Below are 17,023 nucleotides of genomic sequence, written 5' to 3'. Positions count from 1 at the left end.
GTGTCGTTCGGGCATCTCGAAAATGTCCGTCGATCTTATCACGCGGGTTTTGTTACGCCGCCGCGCGTGCCGTCTTGCCCTGCGCGCCGAGCGCGGCACGCACGTCGGGCTGGGCGAGCACGTCGTCGAGGGTCTTTTCGAGGCGCTCGAACATCATGTCGAACTCGCTTTCCGTGTAGCAGAGCGCGGGCGCGAAGCCGAGGATGTTGTCGTTGAAGGCTCGGAACACGAGGCGGTTTTCATACGCGGCCGCAGCTATCCGCTCGGACAGTTTCAGCGACGCATCGAAGCCCTTTTTGCTCTCCTTGTCCGACACGAGTTCGAGCGCGCCGAGCAGCCCGCGATGCCGCGAATCGCCCACCAGCGGATGCGCGAGCAGCGCATCAAGCCCTTGCGCGAAGCGCGGCCCACGTGCGATGCCGTTCGCGAGCAGCCCGCCTTCGTGATAAAGCCGCATCACTTCGAGGCCGATCGCCGCGCTCACCGGATGCGCGGAATACGTGTGCCCGTGGCCGATCGCAGCCGCGGCATCGCCGCCGTCGGCAATGCCCTGGTAAATCGCGTCGGACATCAGCACCGCGCCCATCGGCGCGTAGCCGGCGGTCAGGCCCTTGGCGACCGTCATCAGATCCGGCTCGACGCCTTCGCCTTCGCACGCGAAGAGCGGGCCGGTGCGCCCGAAGCCGGTGATGACTTCATCGGCGACGAAGAGGATGTCGAGCTTGCGGCACGCGTCGCGCATCGCTTTCAGCCAGCCCTTCGGCGGCACGATCACGCCGCCCGAGCCCTGGATCGGCTCGCAGAAGAACGCGGCGACGTTTTCCGCGCCGAGCGCCGCGACCTTAGCTTCGAGCGCGGCGACCGATGCGGCGATCAGCGCGTTGTCGTCGGCGAACGTGTTGCGGTACGCGTAGGGCGATGCAATGTGATGCTGCGTCGAAAGCGGCAAGTCGAAGTTGCGATGAAACGCGGGCAGGGCGGTCAACCCCGCGCCGACAGACGACGATCCGTGATAGCCGCGCTCGAGCGCGATGATGTGCTTCTTCGACGGGCGGCCCGTCGCGTTGAAATAGTGCGTGATGAAGCGCAGCGCGGAATCGACGGCATCGGACCCGCCGAGCGTGAAGTACACGTGCTGCAGCGAAGCGGGCGACAGTTCGACGAGCTTCGCCGCCAGTTCGATCGCGGGCTCGGAGCCGAAGTGGAAATAGCCGGTGGCGTAGGGCAGGCGCGTCATCTGCTCGGTCGCGGCCTTGACGATGCTCTCGTGTCCGTAGCCCGTGTTCACGCACCAGAGGCCGGAGAACGCGTCGAGCAGTTCGTTGCCGTCGATGTCGCGCAGGAACACGCCGTGCGCGGATTCGAGGACGGTAACGCCGCGCGCTTCGTGTGCGCGATAGCTGACTACCGGGTGGATCAGGTGCTTGCGGTCGGCTTCGATGAGCGAAGGATTCGGCATGTCGGTTCTCGTCTCGGGATGGGCTATTGACCGTTCCATACTACTGAGAGAGCGCCCCTCGCCGTACCGCCAAAAAAATGCCGAAAAAGCGTGGATGCCGCGTTTTACGATGCGCTCGCAGCATTTTGTGCTGTGCGCGCTTGAATCCAGTCAGTAACCGCGGCTCCGGTCGATCTGACCGATCATCGGCTGCCCCGCGCGATGCCGGCGAATATTGTCAAGCACGACATCGACGGCGGTGTCCGGCCGCGTCGCGCTCGCGATGTGCGGCGTGATGCGCACGCGCGCGTGCGTCCAGAGCGGATGCGAAGCGGGCAGAGGCTCGGGATCGGTGACATCGAGAATCGCGTTTTGAAGCTGGCCGCTTGCAAGCGCCGCGAGCAGATCGTCCTGATTCAGCTGCGGTCCGCGACCGACGTTCACGATCGAAGCACCCTCCGGCAGCGCCGCAAAGAGCTTTGCGTTCAACAGGCCGCGCGTCGCATCGGTCAGCGGGAGAAGGCAGATCAGGACATCGGTGCGCGCGAGAAACGCATCGAGCGATTCGGTGCCCGCATAACACTCGATGCCATCGAGCGTGCGCGGCGAGCGGCTCCATCCCGCGCACGGAAAGCCGAAGAGCCGCAGGCGTTCCAGCACGGCCGTGCCAAGCACGCCAAGCCCAAGCACGCCGACCCGCCGCGACGCTGCCGCGCGCACCGGCATCTCGCGCCACTGGCGCTCTTGTTGCTGCAAGCCGTAGTCAAACAGATCGCGATGAATCGTGAGCACCGCCTGCGTCACGTATTCCACCATCCCCTCGACGATGCCCGGCTCGATCATGCGCACAACCGGCACGTGCGCAGGCACGCCCGACAAATCGAACTGGTCGATACCCGCGCCCACCGAAAACACGACTTCGAGGTTCGGCAGCGTGCGCGCGGGGTCTTCGGGCGGCTGCCAGGCGGCGAGATAGCGGATCGCCGCCGGATCGCCGACGTCGGGCCACACGCGGAATTCGAGGTCCGGCGCCTTTTGCGCGAAGAGGCGGGCCCATTGTTCGCCGCGAGCGGGATCGGCTTTATAGAGGAACGTCATCGTGTTAGCAGACCGCCTGGTTGATGATGCCAAATTGCCGCACTTCGCCGTCCACCGCGAGCGTGCCGTTGCGTGCCATCTTCACGACGGTATCGACGCGCGCGAGACCCAGCCCTTCGAGCCAGTCCGAGAGGCCGCTGTCGCCGGGGGTATCGATGCGCACGAACACGCCCGCGTTCAACGCGAGCCAATGGCTGATGAGCGCCTTCGCGCGGCTCGAATCGTCGGAATCCGGCGCGACGACCGGGCCGATCGCATAACCGCGGCCGAAGCGCCGATAGAGCGCGAAGCCGAGCAGCTCGCCATCGCGATCGAGCGCGATGCCGCCCGCGACGTCGAGCAGAGAAGGCAGAAGCGCGCTCCGGTCCAGCCCGCTCGCTCGCGAGGCCATTTCGATCAGGCGCGGCGTATCGTTCGAGCCGAGCGGGCGCAGGCGCTCGCCGGGCGGCAGCGAAACGAGCGGCGGATGGAACGCGGCGCCCTGATGCTGGTGCAGCGTTCCGATTTCGCGAAAACCGAGCTTTTCATATAGAGGCTTGCCGGCGGGTGTTGCGTGCAGGAGCGTCGTGCGATCGCCGAGTTCTTCCAGCAGCAGCTCCATCAGCTTGCGTCCGATGCCGCGCCCCTGCTGCTCCGGCGCGACGATCACCATGCCGAGCGAGGCCGTGTCGCGGCCGTACTTCCAGCAGAGCGCCGTGCCGATCACGCCGCTCGCATCCTCGGCGACGAAGCCCGTGCCCGCGTCGGCGACGAAACGCCAGTCGTCCGCGCGATGCGGCCAGTTGAGCCCGGTCGTGAGCGCGTGCGCGGCGCCGATGTCGCCGGTCGTGAACGGCCTGTATGAAAGCGCTTGCTTGCTGGCTTGATCGTTGTTTGGGTCGGACACGCCGCCCTCCTTTGGCTAGAGACTCACGCCCTTACTCTCGCATTGCACTGCAGCGTTGACTAGGACGATCTTTCTATCGCCTCCGCGTTTGCCGTGCTGGCCGCAGATCGATGCAAAACGCGCAGTCGGCGCGTCGAGAACGCGCGCGATGTGCTGAATCGGCCTTTTTGTCGGTGAGTTATGCGGCACGTGAAGGCCTACGATTTCAGTCACCCAAGCACGCTGCAAAAGGACCCAGGCAATGGACAGTTTCGATCCGGCAAAGATCGTCGTACGCGGTGGACATTTCATCGGCGGCGAATATGTCGACGAGGGCGCGGTGCGCATCGACGTGGCGCGGCCGTCGGACGGCGTGGTGTATGCGTCGGTGCCCGTCGCCGATGCCGCGATGATCGATCGCGCGGTGGAAAACGCGTGGACGGCGTTTCGCACGAGCGGCTGGGCGCGCATGGCGCCGCGTGAAAGGGCGCGCATCCTGCGCCGTTTCGCGGACCTCGTCGCCGCGGATGTCGAGACGCTCGCGCCGCTGGAAGCGATCGGCTCGACCCGCCCGGTGCGCGATGCCGCCGCCTGGGACGTGCCGTACACGGCAGAAGGCATCCGCTTCTACGCGGAATTCGCCGACAAGCTCGGCGGCGAAGTGATGTCGACCGATCACGATCACCTCGGCCTGACGATTGCCGAGCCGTACGGCGTGATCGGCGCGATCGCTCCGTGGAATTTTCCGCTGGTGATGGCGTCGTGGAAGATCGCGCCGGCGCTCGCGGCGGGCAACGCGGTCGTGCTGAAACCGTCGGAAATGACGCCGTTCTCAGTCCTGCGGCTCGCGGAACTCGCGATCGAGGCGGGCGTGCCGAGGGGCATCTTCAATGTGGTGCAGGGCGACGGCCGCACGACCGGCGACGCGCTCGTGCGTCACCCGCGCATCGGCAAGGTGACCTTCACCGGCTCGACGCGCACGGGCGCCGCGATCATGGCCGCGTGCGCCGAGACCGGCACGAAGCCTGTCACGCTCGAACTGGGCGGCAAGAGCCCGCAACTCGTTTTCGCCGATGCCCCGCGTCTGGACGACGTCGCGCGCCGCATCGCCGGGGCGATTGCGGGCAACGCGGGGCAGGTGTGTAACGCAGGCTCGCGGCTGCTCGTCGAGCGCTCGATCGCGGACGATCTGGCGCTGCGCATCCAGCGCGTGTTCGCCGAACTCAAACCCGGCGCCACCTGGGCGAGCGGCACGACGCTGCCGCCGATCATCTCGGAGCCGCAGGCGGCGCGCATCGAAGCGATCGTCGGGCGCACGGTCGCGAGCGGAGCGCAGTTGCGCTTCGGCGGCGAGCGCGCCGACGGCGGCACGCCGGGCGCCTTCTACACCCCGACGATTCTTTCGAACGTGACGCAACACTCCGAAGCCGTGCGCGAGGAAGTGTTCGGCCCGGTTCTCACGCTCCAAACCTTCGACACCGAAGAAGAAGCGCTCGAACTCGCGCAGCATCCCGAATACGGCCTCGCGGCTGGCGTGCATACAGCCGACCTCGGCCGGGCACTGCGTCTCGTGCGCGGCATCGAGGCAGGCAACGTATGGGTAAACCGCTACGGGAGAACCAGCGATTTCATGATCCCGACAGGCGGCTACAAGCGTTCGGGCATCGGCAAGGACCTCGGACGGCAGGCTTACGAGGCGAATCTGCGCTTCAAGAGCGTGCTGATCGACCTGCGTCCGTAAGCCCCGGCGCGCCGTTGAAGGGCCACCGCAGACTCTGCTGTGGAGGCCCCTCAAAACGCACAGTTTGTGTTTTTGCAGGCCCCGAATCAACGACACCCCTGCTTTTTGCGCTGTTTAAATCTTCCACAGGAATGAGCTTTCCTGTTTTCGCCACTGAACCCGACGACGGGTTCAAAACAACGATAGGACCTTCATCATGATCGATTTCGAGCCGAAGTACATCACGTTCGACTGCTACGGCACGCTGACCAAATTCCGCATGGCCGACATGGCACGCGAAATGTACGGCGACCGTCTGCAGGGCGCGGAGCTGGAGAAGTTCGTCGCGTTCTTCTCGGGCTATCGCCGCGACGAAGTGCTCGGCGCATGGAAGCCGTATCGCGACGTGATCGTGAATTCGGTGCGCCGCACCTGCGAACGCATGGGCGTAGAGTTCAACGAAGCCGAAGCCGAAAAATATTACACCGCCGTCCCGACCTGGGGCCCGCATCCGGACGTACCGGAAGGCTTGTCGCGTCTCGCAAAGAAGTACAAGCTGGTGATTCTGTCGAATGCGTCGAATGATCAGATCCAGAGCAACGTCGACAAGCTCGGTGCGCCGTTCCACAAGGTCTTCACGGCGCAGCAGGCGCAGTCGTACAAGCCGCGCATGCAGGGCTTCGAGTACATGTTCGACCAGTTGAACTGCAATCCGGAAGACGTGCTGCACGTGTCGTCGAGCCTGCGCTACGACCTGATGACCGCGCACGACATGGGCATCAAGCATAAGGCGTTCGTCAAGCGCGGCCACGAACCGTCGACGCCTTACTACGACTACCACGAAGTCGACGACATCCCCGGCCTCGCGACGCTGCTCGGCCTGTAAGACCCGCCACGCCAACGCTCAGGGACACCCGATGAAGCTCGATTCCTATTGGCTCGACACCGCGCCCACCTGCTCGCTCGTGAGCGAAGGACCGGTCGAAGGCCAAGTCGATGTCGCCGTGATCGGCGGCGGCTTCACCGGCCTGTCCGCTGCGCTGGCGCTCGCGAAACGCGGCGCGTCGGTGGCCGTGCTCGACGCGGGCCGCATGGGCGGCGGCGCGTCGGGCCGCAACGGCGGGCAGTGCAACACGGGTGTGGCGCAAGACTACGTGGCGCTCTATGCGCAACTCGGCGCCGATCGTGCGCGCGGCTGTTATCGCGCATATGCATCGGCGGTGGAAACCGTCGAGCGCCTGATTCGCGACGAGCAGATCGATTGCGACTATCTCGCTTCGGGCAAGCTCAAGCTCGCCGCGAAGCCGCATCACCTCGAACACCTGGAAAAGACGGCGGAACTGATCCGCCGCGAAGTCGATGCCGATATCGACATCATCGGCCGCGACCGGATTCGCAGCGAAGTGCAGTCGGACAGCTTTTACGGCGGCTTGTTGCAGAAGCATGGCGGCCAGATGCATATGGGCAAGTTCGCCGTGGGCCTCGCCAATTCAGCGGCGCGCAACGGTGCGCGGCTTTTTGAAAACGCATCGGTTTCGTCGATCGAAAAAGATAGCGGCGCGTACCGCATCGCCTCCGCGCGCGGCGAACTGCGCGCCAAGCAAGTACTGGTCGCGACGGGCCCGTCGCGGCATGGCCCGTTCGGCTGGTATCGGCGAAGGCTCGCGCCGGTGGGTTCGTTCATCGTCGTGACCGAGCCGCTGCCGGCCGCCGAACTCGCGCGCCTGTTGCCGCAGCGCCGCTCGTACACGACGAGCCGACTGATGCACAACTACTTCCGCGTGACACCGGATTCGCGGCTTCTTTTAGGCGGCCGCGCACGCTTCACGGCATCGGAACAGCCTTCCGATGCGAAAAGCGGCCGCATCCTGCAAGAGAACCTCGTGGCGATGTTCCCGACGTTGAGCGATGCGCGCATCGACTATTGCTGGGGCGGTCTCGTCGATATCACCGCCGACCGCCTGCCGCGCGCCGGCCAGCACGACGGCATCTATTTCTCGATGGGTTACAGCGGCCACGGCACGCAGATGGCGACGCACATGGGGCAGGTGATGGCCGATGTGATCGGCGGCAACGCGGACGCGAATCCGTGGCGCGAATTCGACTGGCCCGCGATTCCGGGGCACACGGGCAAGCCGTGGTTCCTCCCGCTCGTCGGCACGTACTACCGCATCAAAGACGTCTTTTATTGAAACAGAAACAGATTACATAAAACCCATAGCACCCCTCACGCGGAGAAGTTTCATGACCAAGGACAAATCGCTTGACGTAGTCGCCAACGCTGGCATCCGGCTCGACGAGTTGACTCGACGCGGCGCCTCGCGGCGCGACGTCCTGCGTGCGATGGCCGCTGGCGGACTGATGTCGATGACGGGCGCGGGCCTCCTCACCGCGAGCGGCGGTGCCTTCGCCCAGCAGGCGAAACCGAAGCAGGGCGGCAAGATCCGCGTGGCGACGCAGTCGGCCTCGGCCGCCGATACGCTCGATCCCGCGAAGGGCGCGCTCGGCACGGATTACGTCCGCGCCAACATGTTCTACAACGGCCTGACCGAACTCGACTCGCATCTCGGCGCGCGCATGGGTCTCGCGGAATCGCTTGAAACGAAGGACGCGACCGTGTGGGTCGTGAAGCTGCGCAGCGGCGTGCAGTTCCATGACGGCAAGTCGCTCACGCCCGCCGACGTCGTCTATTCGATCATGCGCCACAAGGACCCGGCGACGGCATCGAAGGCAAAGACGCTCGCCGACCAGATCAAGGACGTGAAGGCCACCGGCCCGAACGAAGTGACGATTACGCTCGAAGGCGCGAACGCCGACCTGCCGGTGATCCTCGCGACCTCGCACTTCCTCATCATCAAGGACGGCACGAAGGACTTCAAGACGGCGGTCGGCACGGGCCCGTACAAGGTCAAGGAATTCTCGCCGGGCGTGCGCACGGTTGGCGTGAGGAACGAGAAGTACTGGAAGCCGGGCAAGCCGTATATTGACGAGATCGAACTGATCGGCATCGGCGACGAACCGGCGCGCGTCAACGCGCTGCTTTCCGGCGACGTGCAGCTGATCAACGCGGTGAGCGCGCGCTCGACGGAGCGCATCAAGGGCACGCCGGGGTTCGGCGTGCTGGAAACGAAGACCGGGACGTACACCGACCTCATCGTGCGCGACGAAGGCGGCATCACCGGCAGCGACGATTTCCGCCGCGGCATGATGTACCTGATGGATCGCGAGCAGATCCGCCGCGCGGTGTTTCGCGGCTACGGCGCGATCGGCAACGACCAGCCGATCGATCCGACCAACAAGTACTACATGGCGGGCCTCCCGCAACGTGCCTTCGATCCGGAGAAGGCCAAGTTCCACTTCCAGAAGGCGAAGCTCGGCAGCGCGCCGGTGGAGATCGTGGCATCGCCCGCAGCGGACGGTTCGGTCGAAATGGCGATGCTGCTGCAACAGGTCGCGCCGCAAGCGGGGCTCAACCTGAAAGTGACGCGCGTGCCCGCCGACGGCTACTGGTCGAATCACTGGATGAAGCATCCGCTCGGCTTCGGGTCGGTGAACGGCCGCCCGAGCGCGGACGTGATCTTCACGCAGTTCTTCAAGTCCGACGCACCGTGGAACGAAGCCAACTGGAAGAGCCCGCAGTTCGACCAGATGCTGATCGCGGCTCGCGGCGAACCGGACGACACCAAGCGCAAGAAGATTTACGGCGACATGCAGGTGCTCGTGAACCAGTCGGGCGGCATCGGCATTCCGCTGTTCCAGAGCTCGCTCGATGCCTACACGAGCAAGCTCAAGGGTCTCGGCTCGGTGCCGCTCGCGGGCCTGATGGGCTTCGCGTTCGCGGAGAATGTCTGGCTCGAAGCCTGAGGCCGTTTTCGTCACAGCGCGCGCCGCGCTTTCGCGGCGCGCGGTCTCAACCCAGGAGGCGTTTCCGATGAAAGCACACGCGCAACGACTCATCGCCGCGCGCCTCGGCCTCGCGCTGCTCACGCTGCTGCTGGTGTCGGCGGTCGTGTTCGCGATCACCGGCCTGCTTCCCGGCGACGCCGCGCAACAGGCGCTCGGACAGGCGGCCACGCCCGAGGCCGTCGCGGCGCTGCGCCATCAGTTCGGGCTCGACCAGCCCGCGCTGCAACGCTACTTCCAGTGGCTCGTTCATATCGTGAGCGGTAATTTCGGCACGTCGCTGTCGAACAATCTGCCCGTCAGCGAACTGATCGCCACGCGTCTGCCGAATTCGCTCGTGCTCGCCGGACTGACCGCGCTCGTCTCCGTGCCGATTGCGCTCGTGATCGGCATTTCGTCGGCGATGTTTCGCGGCTCGCTGCTCGATCGCACGCTGAACGTGCTCACGCTCTCTACCGTCGCCGTGCCCGAGTTCCTGATCGCGACGATCGCCGTGCTGATTTTCGCGGTGAAGCTGCGCTGGCTGCCGGCGCTGTCGTATCTGTCGGAGGTGTCGTCGTTCGGGGGGCTCTTGCGCATCTACGCGATGCCCGTGATGACGCTCTGCTGCGTGATCGTCGCGCAGATGGCGCGCATGACGCGCGCCGCCGTGCTGGATCAGCTGAACGCGTCGTACGTGGAGATGGCGATCCTGAAAGGCGCCTCGCCGATGCGCGTCGTGCTGCGCCACGTGCTGCCCAACACCATCGGCCCGATTGCCAATGCCGTCGCGCTTTCTCTGTCGTATCTGTTCGGCGGCGTCGTGATCGTCGAATCGATTTTCAACTATCCGGGGCTCGCGAGCCTGATGGTCGATGCCGTCACCAACCGCGATATGCCGCTCGTGCAGGGCTGCGTGATGGTGTTCTGCGTGGCGTATCTCGCGCTCGTGCTGATCGCCGACCTGTGCCAAATCGTCTCCAACCCGAGGCTGCGTCAACGATGAACCGACCCGCCACACCCCATGCCGCAACCGTGCTATACGCCGTGTCCGATAACGACGCGCAGCACGTCTCGCCCGCGCTGCAAGAGCCGCTACCCGAAATCCGGCCGGTCGAGAAACGCGGCCTCCTGAAGCGCCTCGTTCATCGCTTTTCGGTGCTCGGCCTGATCGGGCTCGTGATCGTCGTGTTCTGGCTCGTCGTCGCGTTCATCGGGCCTCTGGTCGCGCCGTACAAAGGCGGCGCGCTGACTTCGATCGACATCTTCGGGTCGTACAGTTCCGCCTACCCGCTCGGCACCGACTACCTTGGCCGCGACATGCTGAGCCGCATTCTCTACGGCACGCGCTACACGGTCGGGCTCGCGCTCGCGGCGGCCGTGCTCGCGAGTTGCATCGGAACGTTCTTCGGGCTGCTCGCGGCGGTGTCGGGCCGCTGGGTCGATGAAATCCTGAGCCGTCTCTTCGACGCGCTCATCTCGATCCCGAGCAAGGTGCTCGCGCTCGTGGTGATCGCGGCGTTCGGATCGTCGATCACGATGCTCACGGCGGTCGCCGCGCTCGCCTATATCCCCGGCGCGTTCCGCATCTCGCGTTCGCTCGCCGTCAACCTGATGACGCTCGAATACGTGCAGGTGGCGCGGGCGCGTGGCGAGGGTTTGTTCTATATCGCGCGCGTCGAAGTGCTGCCGAACATGATCCATCCGATGCTCGCCGACTTTGGCCTGCGCTTCGTCTTCATCGTACTGCTGCTGAGCGGCCTGTCGTTCCTCGGCCTGGGCGTGCAGCCGCCGAACGCGGACTGGGGCTCGCTCGTGCGCGAGAACATCGGCGGATTGTCCGAAGGCGCGCCCGCCGTGCTGATGCCGGCCGTCGCCATCGCCACGCTGACCATCGGCGTGAACCTCTTGATCGACAACCTGCGTCGCCGTGGCGGCCGTGGGCAGGGAGCCGCGCAATGAATATGATCGAAGTGAAGGGCCTGCGCGTGGTCGCGGGCGCCGCGCCCGATCCGGTAATCGAAATCGTGAAGGGCGTCGATTTCTCGGTGAAGAAGGGCGAAGTGCTGGCGCTGATCGGCGAGTCGGGTTCGGGCAAGACGACGATCGCGCTCTCGCTCCTCGGCCACGCGCGCTCGGGATGCTCGATCGCGGGCGGCTCGGTGCGGATCGGCGACGTGGACGTGCTCGCACTCGATCAGCGCGGACGCCGCGCGTTGCGCGCGCGCACCGTCGCTTACGTGGCGCAGAGCGCGTCGGCCGGTTTCAACCCGGCGCGCACGATCATGGACCAGGTGACCGAGCCCGCGCTCCTGCACAAGCTGATGTCGCCCGCCGCCGCGCGCGAGAAAGCGATTGCGCTGTTCCGCTCGCTCGCGTTGCCCGCGCCGGAGACGATCGGCGCGCGCTATCCGCACCAGGTGTCAGGCGGGCAGTTGCAGCGCCTGATGGCGGCGATGGCGCTGATTACGGACCCGGCCGTCGTCGTGTTCGACGAGCCGACGACCGCGCTCGACGTCACCACGCAGATCGAAGTGCTGGCCGCGTTCAAGAAGGTTATTCGCGAACTGGGCACGACGGCGGTGTACGTGTCGCACGATCTCGCAGTGGTCGCGCAGATGGCGGACCGCATCGTCGTGTTGAACGGCGGGACGGTGCGCGAGAACGGCGCGACGGCGCAGGTGCTCGATGCGCCCGTCGATGCGTACACGCAGCAATTGCTCGCCGCGACGCGCCGTCCGGAGCCGGAACTCGCGCCGGTTGCGCAGGAAGCGGCGCCGCCGCTTCTCGAAATCCGCGGCTTAAGCGCGGGCTATGGACGCATCGATCGCAACGGCGTGCCCGCCGTGCGCGTGCTCGACGATGTAAGCCTGCGCATCCCGCGCGGCAGCACGCTCGGCGTGATCGGCGAATCCGGTTCGGGGAAGACGACGCTGGCGCGCGTGGTGGCGGGTCTCGTCGACCGGGCGCGCGGCGAGGTGCTGCTCGACGGCAAGCCGCTGCCAGCGCAGTTGAGCAAGCGCACGCTCGATCAATACCGGCGCATCCAGATCGTCTTCCAGAACGCCGATACCGCGCTGAACCCGAGCCGCACGATCGCCGATATTCTCGCGCGGCCGATGAATTTTTATCACGGCCTGACGGGCGCCGCCGCGCAAAAGCGCATGCTCGAACTGCTCGATCTCGTGAAGCTGCCCGCATCGATTGCGAAACGCCAGCCGGGCGGGTTGTCGGGCGGGCAGAAGCAGCGCGTGAATCTCGCGCGCGCCCTCGCCGCCGATCCCGCGCTCATTCTTTGCGACGAAGTGACCTCCGCGCTTGATACGGTCGTCGGCGCGGCGATCCTCGAATTGCTCGCGGAGCTGCGGCGCGAGCTGGGCGTGTCTTACATGTTCATCAGCCACGACATTTCCACCGTGCGCGCGATTTGCGATGAAGTGATCGTGCTGTACGCGGGACAGCGCGTCGAAGCGGGCCAGCGCGACGTGCTCGCCGCGCCGCCGTATCACCCGTACACGGGCCTGCTCGTCGATTCGGTGCCCGCGTTGCAGCCGGGCTGGCTCGACGCGCGTCGCCTGATCGCGAGCACGGCGCTCCCGGCGATGGGCGAAAGTCACGACGTCGCCGAGTTGTGCAGCTTCCGGGCGCGCTGTCCGGTGCGCATCGACGGACGATGCAACGTCACGCCGCCGTCGCTCAGGAAGCTGCCTTCGGGCGCCGAAATTCTGTGCCATCACTCGATCGAGGAGCTGAACCGGATGCAGACCGTCGATACGGTGGCCGCATGAGTGGACGTTTCGTACGCGTCGCGGAAAAAGGGCGCAGGACGTTCGCGATCACCATCGACGGCGCGCGCGCGGAAGCTGCCGAAGGGGACACGCTGATGGTCGCGTTGTTGACGTCGCAGAACGCGTTACGCGATTCCGAATTCGGCGATGGACGCCGAGCGGGCTTCTGTTTGATGGGCGCCTGCCAGGACTGCTGGGTCTGGACGGCAGACGGCACGCGTGTGCGCGCCTGCACGACGCCTGCCGCGCCCGGCATGTCGATCGTGACAAGACTCGCGACGGCCGGGGAGGGCGTATGGCCGCGCGCGTAATCGTGATAGGCAGCGGACCGGCGGGCGTGCGCGCCGCGCAGGCGCTGGTCGAGGCAGGGCTGCGGCCGACCGTCATCGATGAGGGACGGCGCGACGGCGGGCAGATCTATCGACGGCAGCCGGAAGGGTTTTCGCGTTCCTATGAGGCGCTCTATGGCACGGAGGCGAAGCGCGCGGCGTCGCTGCATCGCGACTTCGACGCCCTCAAGAGTCGTATCGACTATCTGCCCGAGACGCTCGTCTGGAACATCGGACCGAAGAGCGTACATCTCGTGAGCGGCACGCGGTATCGCGAACTGGCTTTCGATGCGCTGATCATTTGCAGCGGCGCGACCGACCGGCTGATGCCCGTGCCCGGCTGGCATCTGGCGGGGACGTACAGCCTCGGCGGCGCGCAGGTCGCGCTTAAGTCGCAGGGCTGCGCGATCGGCGCGCGCACGGTGCTGATGGGCACCGGGCCGCTGCTGTACCTCCTCGCCGCGCAGTACGTGAAGGCGGGCGCGACGGTCGCGGCGGTGCTCGATACATCGACTGCGATGCAGCGTCTGCGCGCGCTGCCGGGATTGCTTGCGATACCGGCGGCCTTGAGAAAGGGCGTCGCGCTGATCGGCGTGTTGAAGAAGGCGCGTGTGCCGATTCATCGTGGCGTGACACCTTCGCAAATCATGGGCTCGGCGGAGAACGGCGTGACGGGCGTTCAGGTCGGGCTGACCAGCGGCACGAAGCTCGAAGTCGCGTGCGATGCCGTCGCGCTCGGCTATCACTTGCGCCCCGAGACGCAGCTCGCGGATCTCGCCGGCTGCGAATTCCGCTTCGATGACGACGCGCAGCAATGGCTCCCGCATATCGACGAAGACGGCCGCAGCACGGTGAGGGGTGTCTATCTGGCAGGCGACGGCGCGCGCGTGCGCGGCGCCGATGCCGCCGAGTGCTCCGGACGGCTGGCGGCGCTGGCTGCACTGAATGACGCAGGTGTGAAAACCGAAGGCGCGGAAGGCTTGCGCGCCGAACTCGCACGCTTCACACGCTTCGCCGCAGGTTTGCGCGCGGCGTTTCCGTGGCCCGCGCGCTTTGCTTCCGCGTTGCCGGACGAAACGATCGTCTGCCGCTGCGAAGCGATCACGGCGGGCGAGTTGCGACGCGTCGTGCGCGAAACGGGCGCACAGGAAGCGAATCGTGCGAAGGCATTTTCACGCGTCGGCATGGGGCGTTGCCAAGGGCGATTCTGCACGCATGCGGGCGCCGAAGTGATCGCGGCGGAAGCGCGCGTGCCGCTGGCATCGGTCGGACGATTGCGCGGACAGGCGCCCGTCAAGCCTTTGCCGATGGCGCTGGAGCAAGAAGTGGAGAACACGCAATGAGCGAGCAAGCCGACGTGATCGTAATCGGCGGCGGCATCATGGGCACGTCGACGGCGTTCTTCCTGCGGCGTCGCGAGCGTTCGGTGATCCTGCTCGAACGCGGCCTCACGGGCCAGCAGGCGAGCGGCGTCAACTTCGGCGGCATCCGCCGGCAAGGGCGCGCATTGCCGCAACTCGCGATGGCGAACCGCGCGCTTGAAACGTGGCGCCGTTCGAAGGAACTGCTGCACGAGGACGTCGAGTTTCTGGCCTCCGGCCACACGCGCGTTTGCTATCACGAACACGACGCCGAGTATTTCGACCGCTACGCCGCCGACGCCCGCGCCTACGGTCTCGACCTCGAAGTCCTGCACGGCGCGGCGATGTTCGAGCGCTTTCCTTTCCTCGGACGCGAGGTGCTGGCCGCCTCGATCTCCCCGTTCGACGGTCACGCGAACCCGCGTCTCGCCTCCCCCGCGTTCGCGCGCGCGGCGGCGCGGCTGGGCGCGCGGATCGTCGAGAACACGGAGATCGTGCGCGTCGAGAAGGACGGCGGTGGCTTTCGCGTCGAGAGCGCGGCGGGCGACGTGTATCGCGCGGCGCAGCTTGTGATCTGCGCGGGCGCGTGGGCGAGCGCGCTCACGCAGCAGTTCGGCGAGCCGGTGCCGCTTGAAGCGCGCGGACCGCAGATGGCCGTGACGGAGCCGGTGCCGTATGTGTTCAAGTCGTCGATGGGCGTGTACACGTCGGTCAAGGAGGAGAGCGTGTACTTCCGCCAGATTCCGCGCGGCAACATCATCCTCGGCGGCGGCCCGGCCGGTCCCGCCGATGCCGTCACGCGTCGCGCGTCGGTTGTGCCGCGCAATACCGTCGGCCAGATCGCGCAGTTCCGGCGGCTCGTACCGTCGCTCGCGCCGCTCAATGTGATTCGCGTGTGGAGCGGCGTCGAGAGCTATCTGCCGGATTCGGAACCGGTGATCGGCCCGAGTTCGAAAGTCGATGGCTTGTTCTACGCGTTCGGTTTCAGCGGGTCGGGATTCCAGATCGGACCGGGTGTGGGCGAGACGCTCGCCGAACTCGCCGATACCGGCCGCACGCCGATCCCGCTCGATCCGTTCTCCATCAGGCGCTTCGCCGCCGCGCCGCAGACTCCGGTGCTTTCGACATGATGCCCGCGAAATCAGCGGCCGCGCTGGATGACGCGCTCGCGTTCATCGAAGCGCATTTCGACGAACCCGTGCGCCTCGCGCAGCTTGCGGAGCTTTCGGCGCTGTCCGTCTCGCGCTTTGCGACCGTGTTCAGGCAGCAGGTCGGGTTGTCGCCGTACCGGTATCTGTGCGGCGTGCGCATCCGGCGCGCGCAGACGCTGCTGCTCGCGGGCGTGCCGGGTTCGGTCGTCGCGGCGGAAGTCGGTTTTTTTGACCAAAGCCATTTCGCGCGGCATTTCAAGCGCTTTTGCGGGATGACCCCGAGTTCGTTTTTGCAGAGCGCGCGATCGGTGAAGGCCGGCTGAAACGCTCACCCCAGCACGAGCCCCGCGTCTCCCAGCGCTTCACGCAAGCCGAGCGCAGGATACGCCCGATCCACCGTGCGCATATCCGCGCGCGTCTCTTCGATGATCCAGTCGCGCACATCGGCGACGATCGGCCGTAGCGGCCGGTTCTCCGGCCACACGAGGCAGCAGCGCCGGTTCGTCACTACGATTTCCTCTTCCGCGGCCACGAGCGCCCGCTCCGACAGCCAGTGCGAGACCACGTTCAGCCACCCGAGCGCGATGCCCTGCCCGAGCAGCGCCGCTTGCACCACGATCGCGTAATCATTGAAGCTCAGCATGCTTGCCGCATGCCTTCCGTGTGCGGCGAAAGCGGAAAAGCGGTCGTGCCAGCCGCGCTCGCCGTCGTCCATCACGATTACCGTGTCGCCGTGTTCGCGGGCCGCCTCCGTGCCCGCCGTCTCGTGATAGCGCTGATTACACACGGGCAGCAGCGTTTCGGGCATCACGAGCACGCTGTTCTCGCCGATTTCGTCCTCGCGCATGAAGCGCATGCCGAGATCGACGTCGACGAGTGGCCCGCCGATGCGCCCTGAAATCAACTGAAACCGCAAATCGACAGTCGGGAATGCGCCGTTCAGCCGGCTCATGCGCGGCATCAGCCAGTGCGTCGTGAACGCCGTCGACACCGAGAGCGTCACCGACTCGACGCCCGTCGCACGCGCCTCGATCTCGCGGATCGCGCCCTCGATGCCGTTGAACCCCTCCGAAATCTTGCGATAAAGGATCTTCCCGTTCTCCGTCAATTCGATGCCGCCCCTCACGCGCTCGAACAATTGCACGCCGAGATGGTCTTCCATGCGGGCGAGCATGCGGCTCACGGCGGGCTGGCTGACATACAGTTCCTGTGCGGCGCGCGTGAAATTGCCGCAGCGCGCGGCCGCTTCGAACACGAACAGCGCATTGGCGCTCGGCAGTTTCTTTCGGAGATTGGGCATGACCTGATGTTATGCCTGATCCAACAATTTGGGAATTGCCGCCAAAAACATGGCGGCCTATATTTTCTTCAACGCAGGCCTTACCAGCGAG

Annotated in this window: 15 protein-coding genes; 11 read left to right on the top strand and 4 right to left on the bottom strand. The window is 65.9% G+C overall.

Features of this window, described 5'->3' with window-relative positions; all coding sequences use genetic code 11:
• Window positions 1-52: 52 nt before the first annotated feature.
• The 3 genes from AWB65_RS11210 to AWB65_RS11200 all read right to left on the bottom strand — a co-directional run bounded on the left by AWB65_RS11210 (window position 53) and on the right by AWB65_RS11200 (window position 3,422).
• A complete protein-coding gene (locus AWB65_RS11210; protein WP_087667230.1) occupies window positions 53-1,459 on the bottom strand; it encodes an aspartate aminotransferase family protein in 1,407 nt (468 codons plus the stop codon).
• Window positions 1,460-1,609: 150 nt separating this feature from the next.
• Window positions 1,610-2,536: a 2-hydroxyacid dehydrogenase gene (locus AWB65_RS11205; RefSeq protein WP_087667229.1), complete on the bottom strand. Its 927-nt coding sequence runs from the start codon at window positions 2,534-2,536 to the stop codon at window positions 1,610-1,612.
• A 4-nt stretch (window positions 2,537-2,540) separates the two neighbouring features.
• Window positions 2,541-3,422 (bottom strand): GNAT family N-acetyltransferase, encoded by an 882-nt coding sequence (locus AWB65_RS11200; RefSeq protein ID WP_087667228.1) that lies wholly within the window; start codon window positions 3,420-3,422, stop codon window positions 2,541-2,543.
• Window positions 3,423-3,663: 241 nt separating this feature from the next.
• Between AWB65_RS11200 and AWB65_RS11195 the strand changes: the two genes are divergently transcribed.
• The 11 genes from AWB65_RS11195 (at window position 3,664) to AWB65_RS11145 (ending at window position 15,955) form a co-directional block, all read left to right on the top strand.
• Window positions 3,664-5,142 carry an aldehyde dehydrogenase family protein gene (locus AWB65_RS11195; RefSeq protein WP_087667227.1) on the top strand — a complete coding sequence of 493 codons (1,479 nt, stop codon included), beginning with the start codon at window positions 3,664-3,666 and terminating at the stop codon, window positions 5,140-5,142.
• A 196-nt stretch (window positions 5,143-5,338) separates the two neighbouring features.
• Entirely contained in the window at window positions 5,339-6,007 is a 669-nt protein-coding gene (locus AWB65_RS11190; protein ID WP_087667226.1) for a haloacid dehalogenase type II, read from the top strand.
• Between the two features lie 31 nt (window positions 6,008-6,038).
• Window positions 6,039-7,313 carry an NAD(P)/FAD-dependent oxidoreductase gene (locus AWB65_RS11185; RefSeq protein WP_087667225.1) on the top strand — a complete coding sequence of 425 codons (1,275 nt, stop codon included), beginning with the start codon at window positions 6,039-6,041 and terminating at the stop codon, window positions 7,311-7,313.
• Between the two features lie 52 nt (window positions 7,314-7,365).
• Window positions 7,366-8,985, top strand: coding sequence for an ABC transporter substrate-binding protein (locus AWB65_RS11180; RefSeq protein WP_087667224.1), 1,620 nt, complete (start codon window positions 7,366-7,368; stop codon window positions 8,983-8,985).
• Window positions 8,986-9,052: 67 nt separating this feature from the next.
• On the top strand, window positions 9,053-10,009 hold the full coding sequence (locus AWB65_RS11175) for an ABC transporter permease (protein ID WP_087667284.1): 957 nt from the start codon (window positions 9,053-9,055) through the stop codon (window positions 10,007-10,009).
• A complete protein-coding gene (locus tag AWB65_RS11170; RefSeq protein WP_087667223.1) occupies window positions 10,006-10,965 on the top strand; it encodes an ABC transporter permease in 960 nt (319 codons plus the stop codon). The genes AWB65_RS11175 and AWB65_RS11170 overlap by 4 nt, the downstream gene beginning before the upstream one ends.
• Entirely contained in the window at window positions 10,962-12,791 is a 1,830-nt protein-coding gene (locus AWB65_RS11165) for an ABC transporter ATP-binding protein (protein ID WP_087667222.1), read from the top strand. The genes AWB65_RS11170 and AWB65_RS11165 overlap by 4 nt, the downstream gene beginning before the upstream one ends.
• A complete protein-coding gene (locus AWB65_RS11160; protein WP_087667221.1) occupies window positions 12,788-13,102 on the top strand; it encodes a (2Fe-2S)-binding protein in 315 nt (104 codons plus the stop codon). Before AWB65_RS11165 ends, AWB65_RS11160 begins: the two co-directional genes overlap by 4 nt.
• Window positions 13,087-14,463, top strand: a complete 1,377-nt coding sequence (locus AWB65_RS11155) for an FAD/NAD(P)-dependent oxidoreductase (protein WP_087667220.1) — start codon at window positions 13,087-13,089, stop codon at window positions 14,461-14,463. The genes AWB65_RS11160 and AWB65_RS11155 overlap by 16 nt, the downstream gene beginning before the upstream one ends.
• Window positions 14,460-15,611 carry an NAD(P)/FAD-dependent oxidoreductase gene (locus tag AWB65_RS11150; protein ID WP_087667219.1) on the top strand — a complete coding sequence of 384 codons (1,152 nt, stop codon included), beginning with the start codon at window positions 14,460-14,462 and terminating at the stop codon, window positions 15,609-15,611. Before AWB65_RS11155 ends, AWB65_RS11150 begins: the two co-directional genes overlap by 4 nt.
• Window positions 15,611-15,955 (top strand): helix-turn-helix transcriptional regulator, encoded by a 345-nt coding sequence (locus tag AWB65_RS11145; protein WP_200821705.1) that lies wholly within the window; start codon window positions 15,611-15,613, stop codon window positions 15,953-15,955. Before AWB65_RS11150 ends, AWB65_RS11145 begins: the two co-directional genes overlap by 1 nt.
• 5 nt (window positions 15,956-15,960) lie before the next feature.
• On the opposite strand, the gene AWB65_RS11140 is transcribed toward AWB65_RS11145, so the two are convergent.
• The gene (locus AWB65_RS11140; protein ID WP_087667217.1) at window positions 15,961-16,932 is read right to left on the bottom strand and encodes a LysR substrate-binding domain-containing protein; all 972 of its coding nucleotides are present in this window, start codon (window positions 16,930-16,932) and stop codon (window positions 15,961-15,963) included.
• Window positions 16,933-17,023 lie beyond the last annotated feature (91 nt).

This window comes from Caballeronia humi, assembly GCF_001544475.1.
Taxonomy (GTDB): domain Bacteria; phylum Pseudomonadota; class Gammaproteobacteria; order Burkholderiales; family Burkholderiaceae; genus Caballeronia; species Caballeronia humi.
The sequence above is the reverse complement of the archived record's forward strand: the minus strand, read 5'-3'. Positions and strand labels throughout refer to the sequence as shown.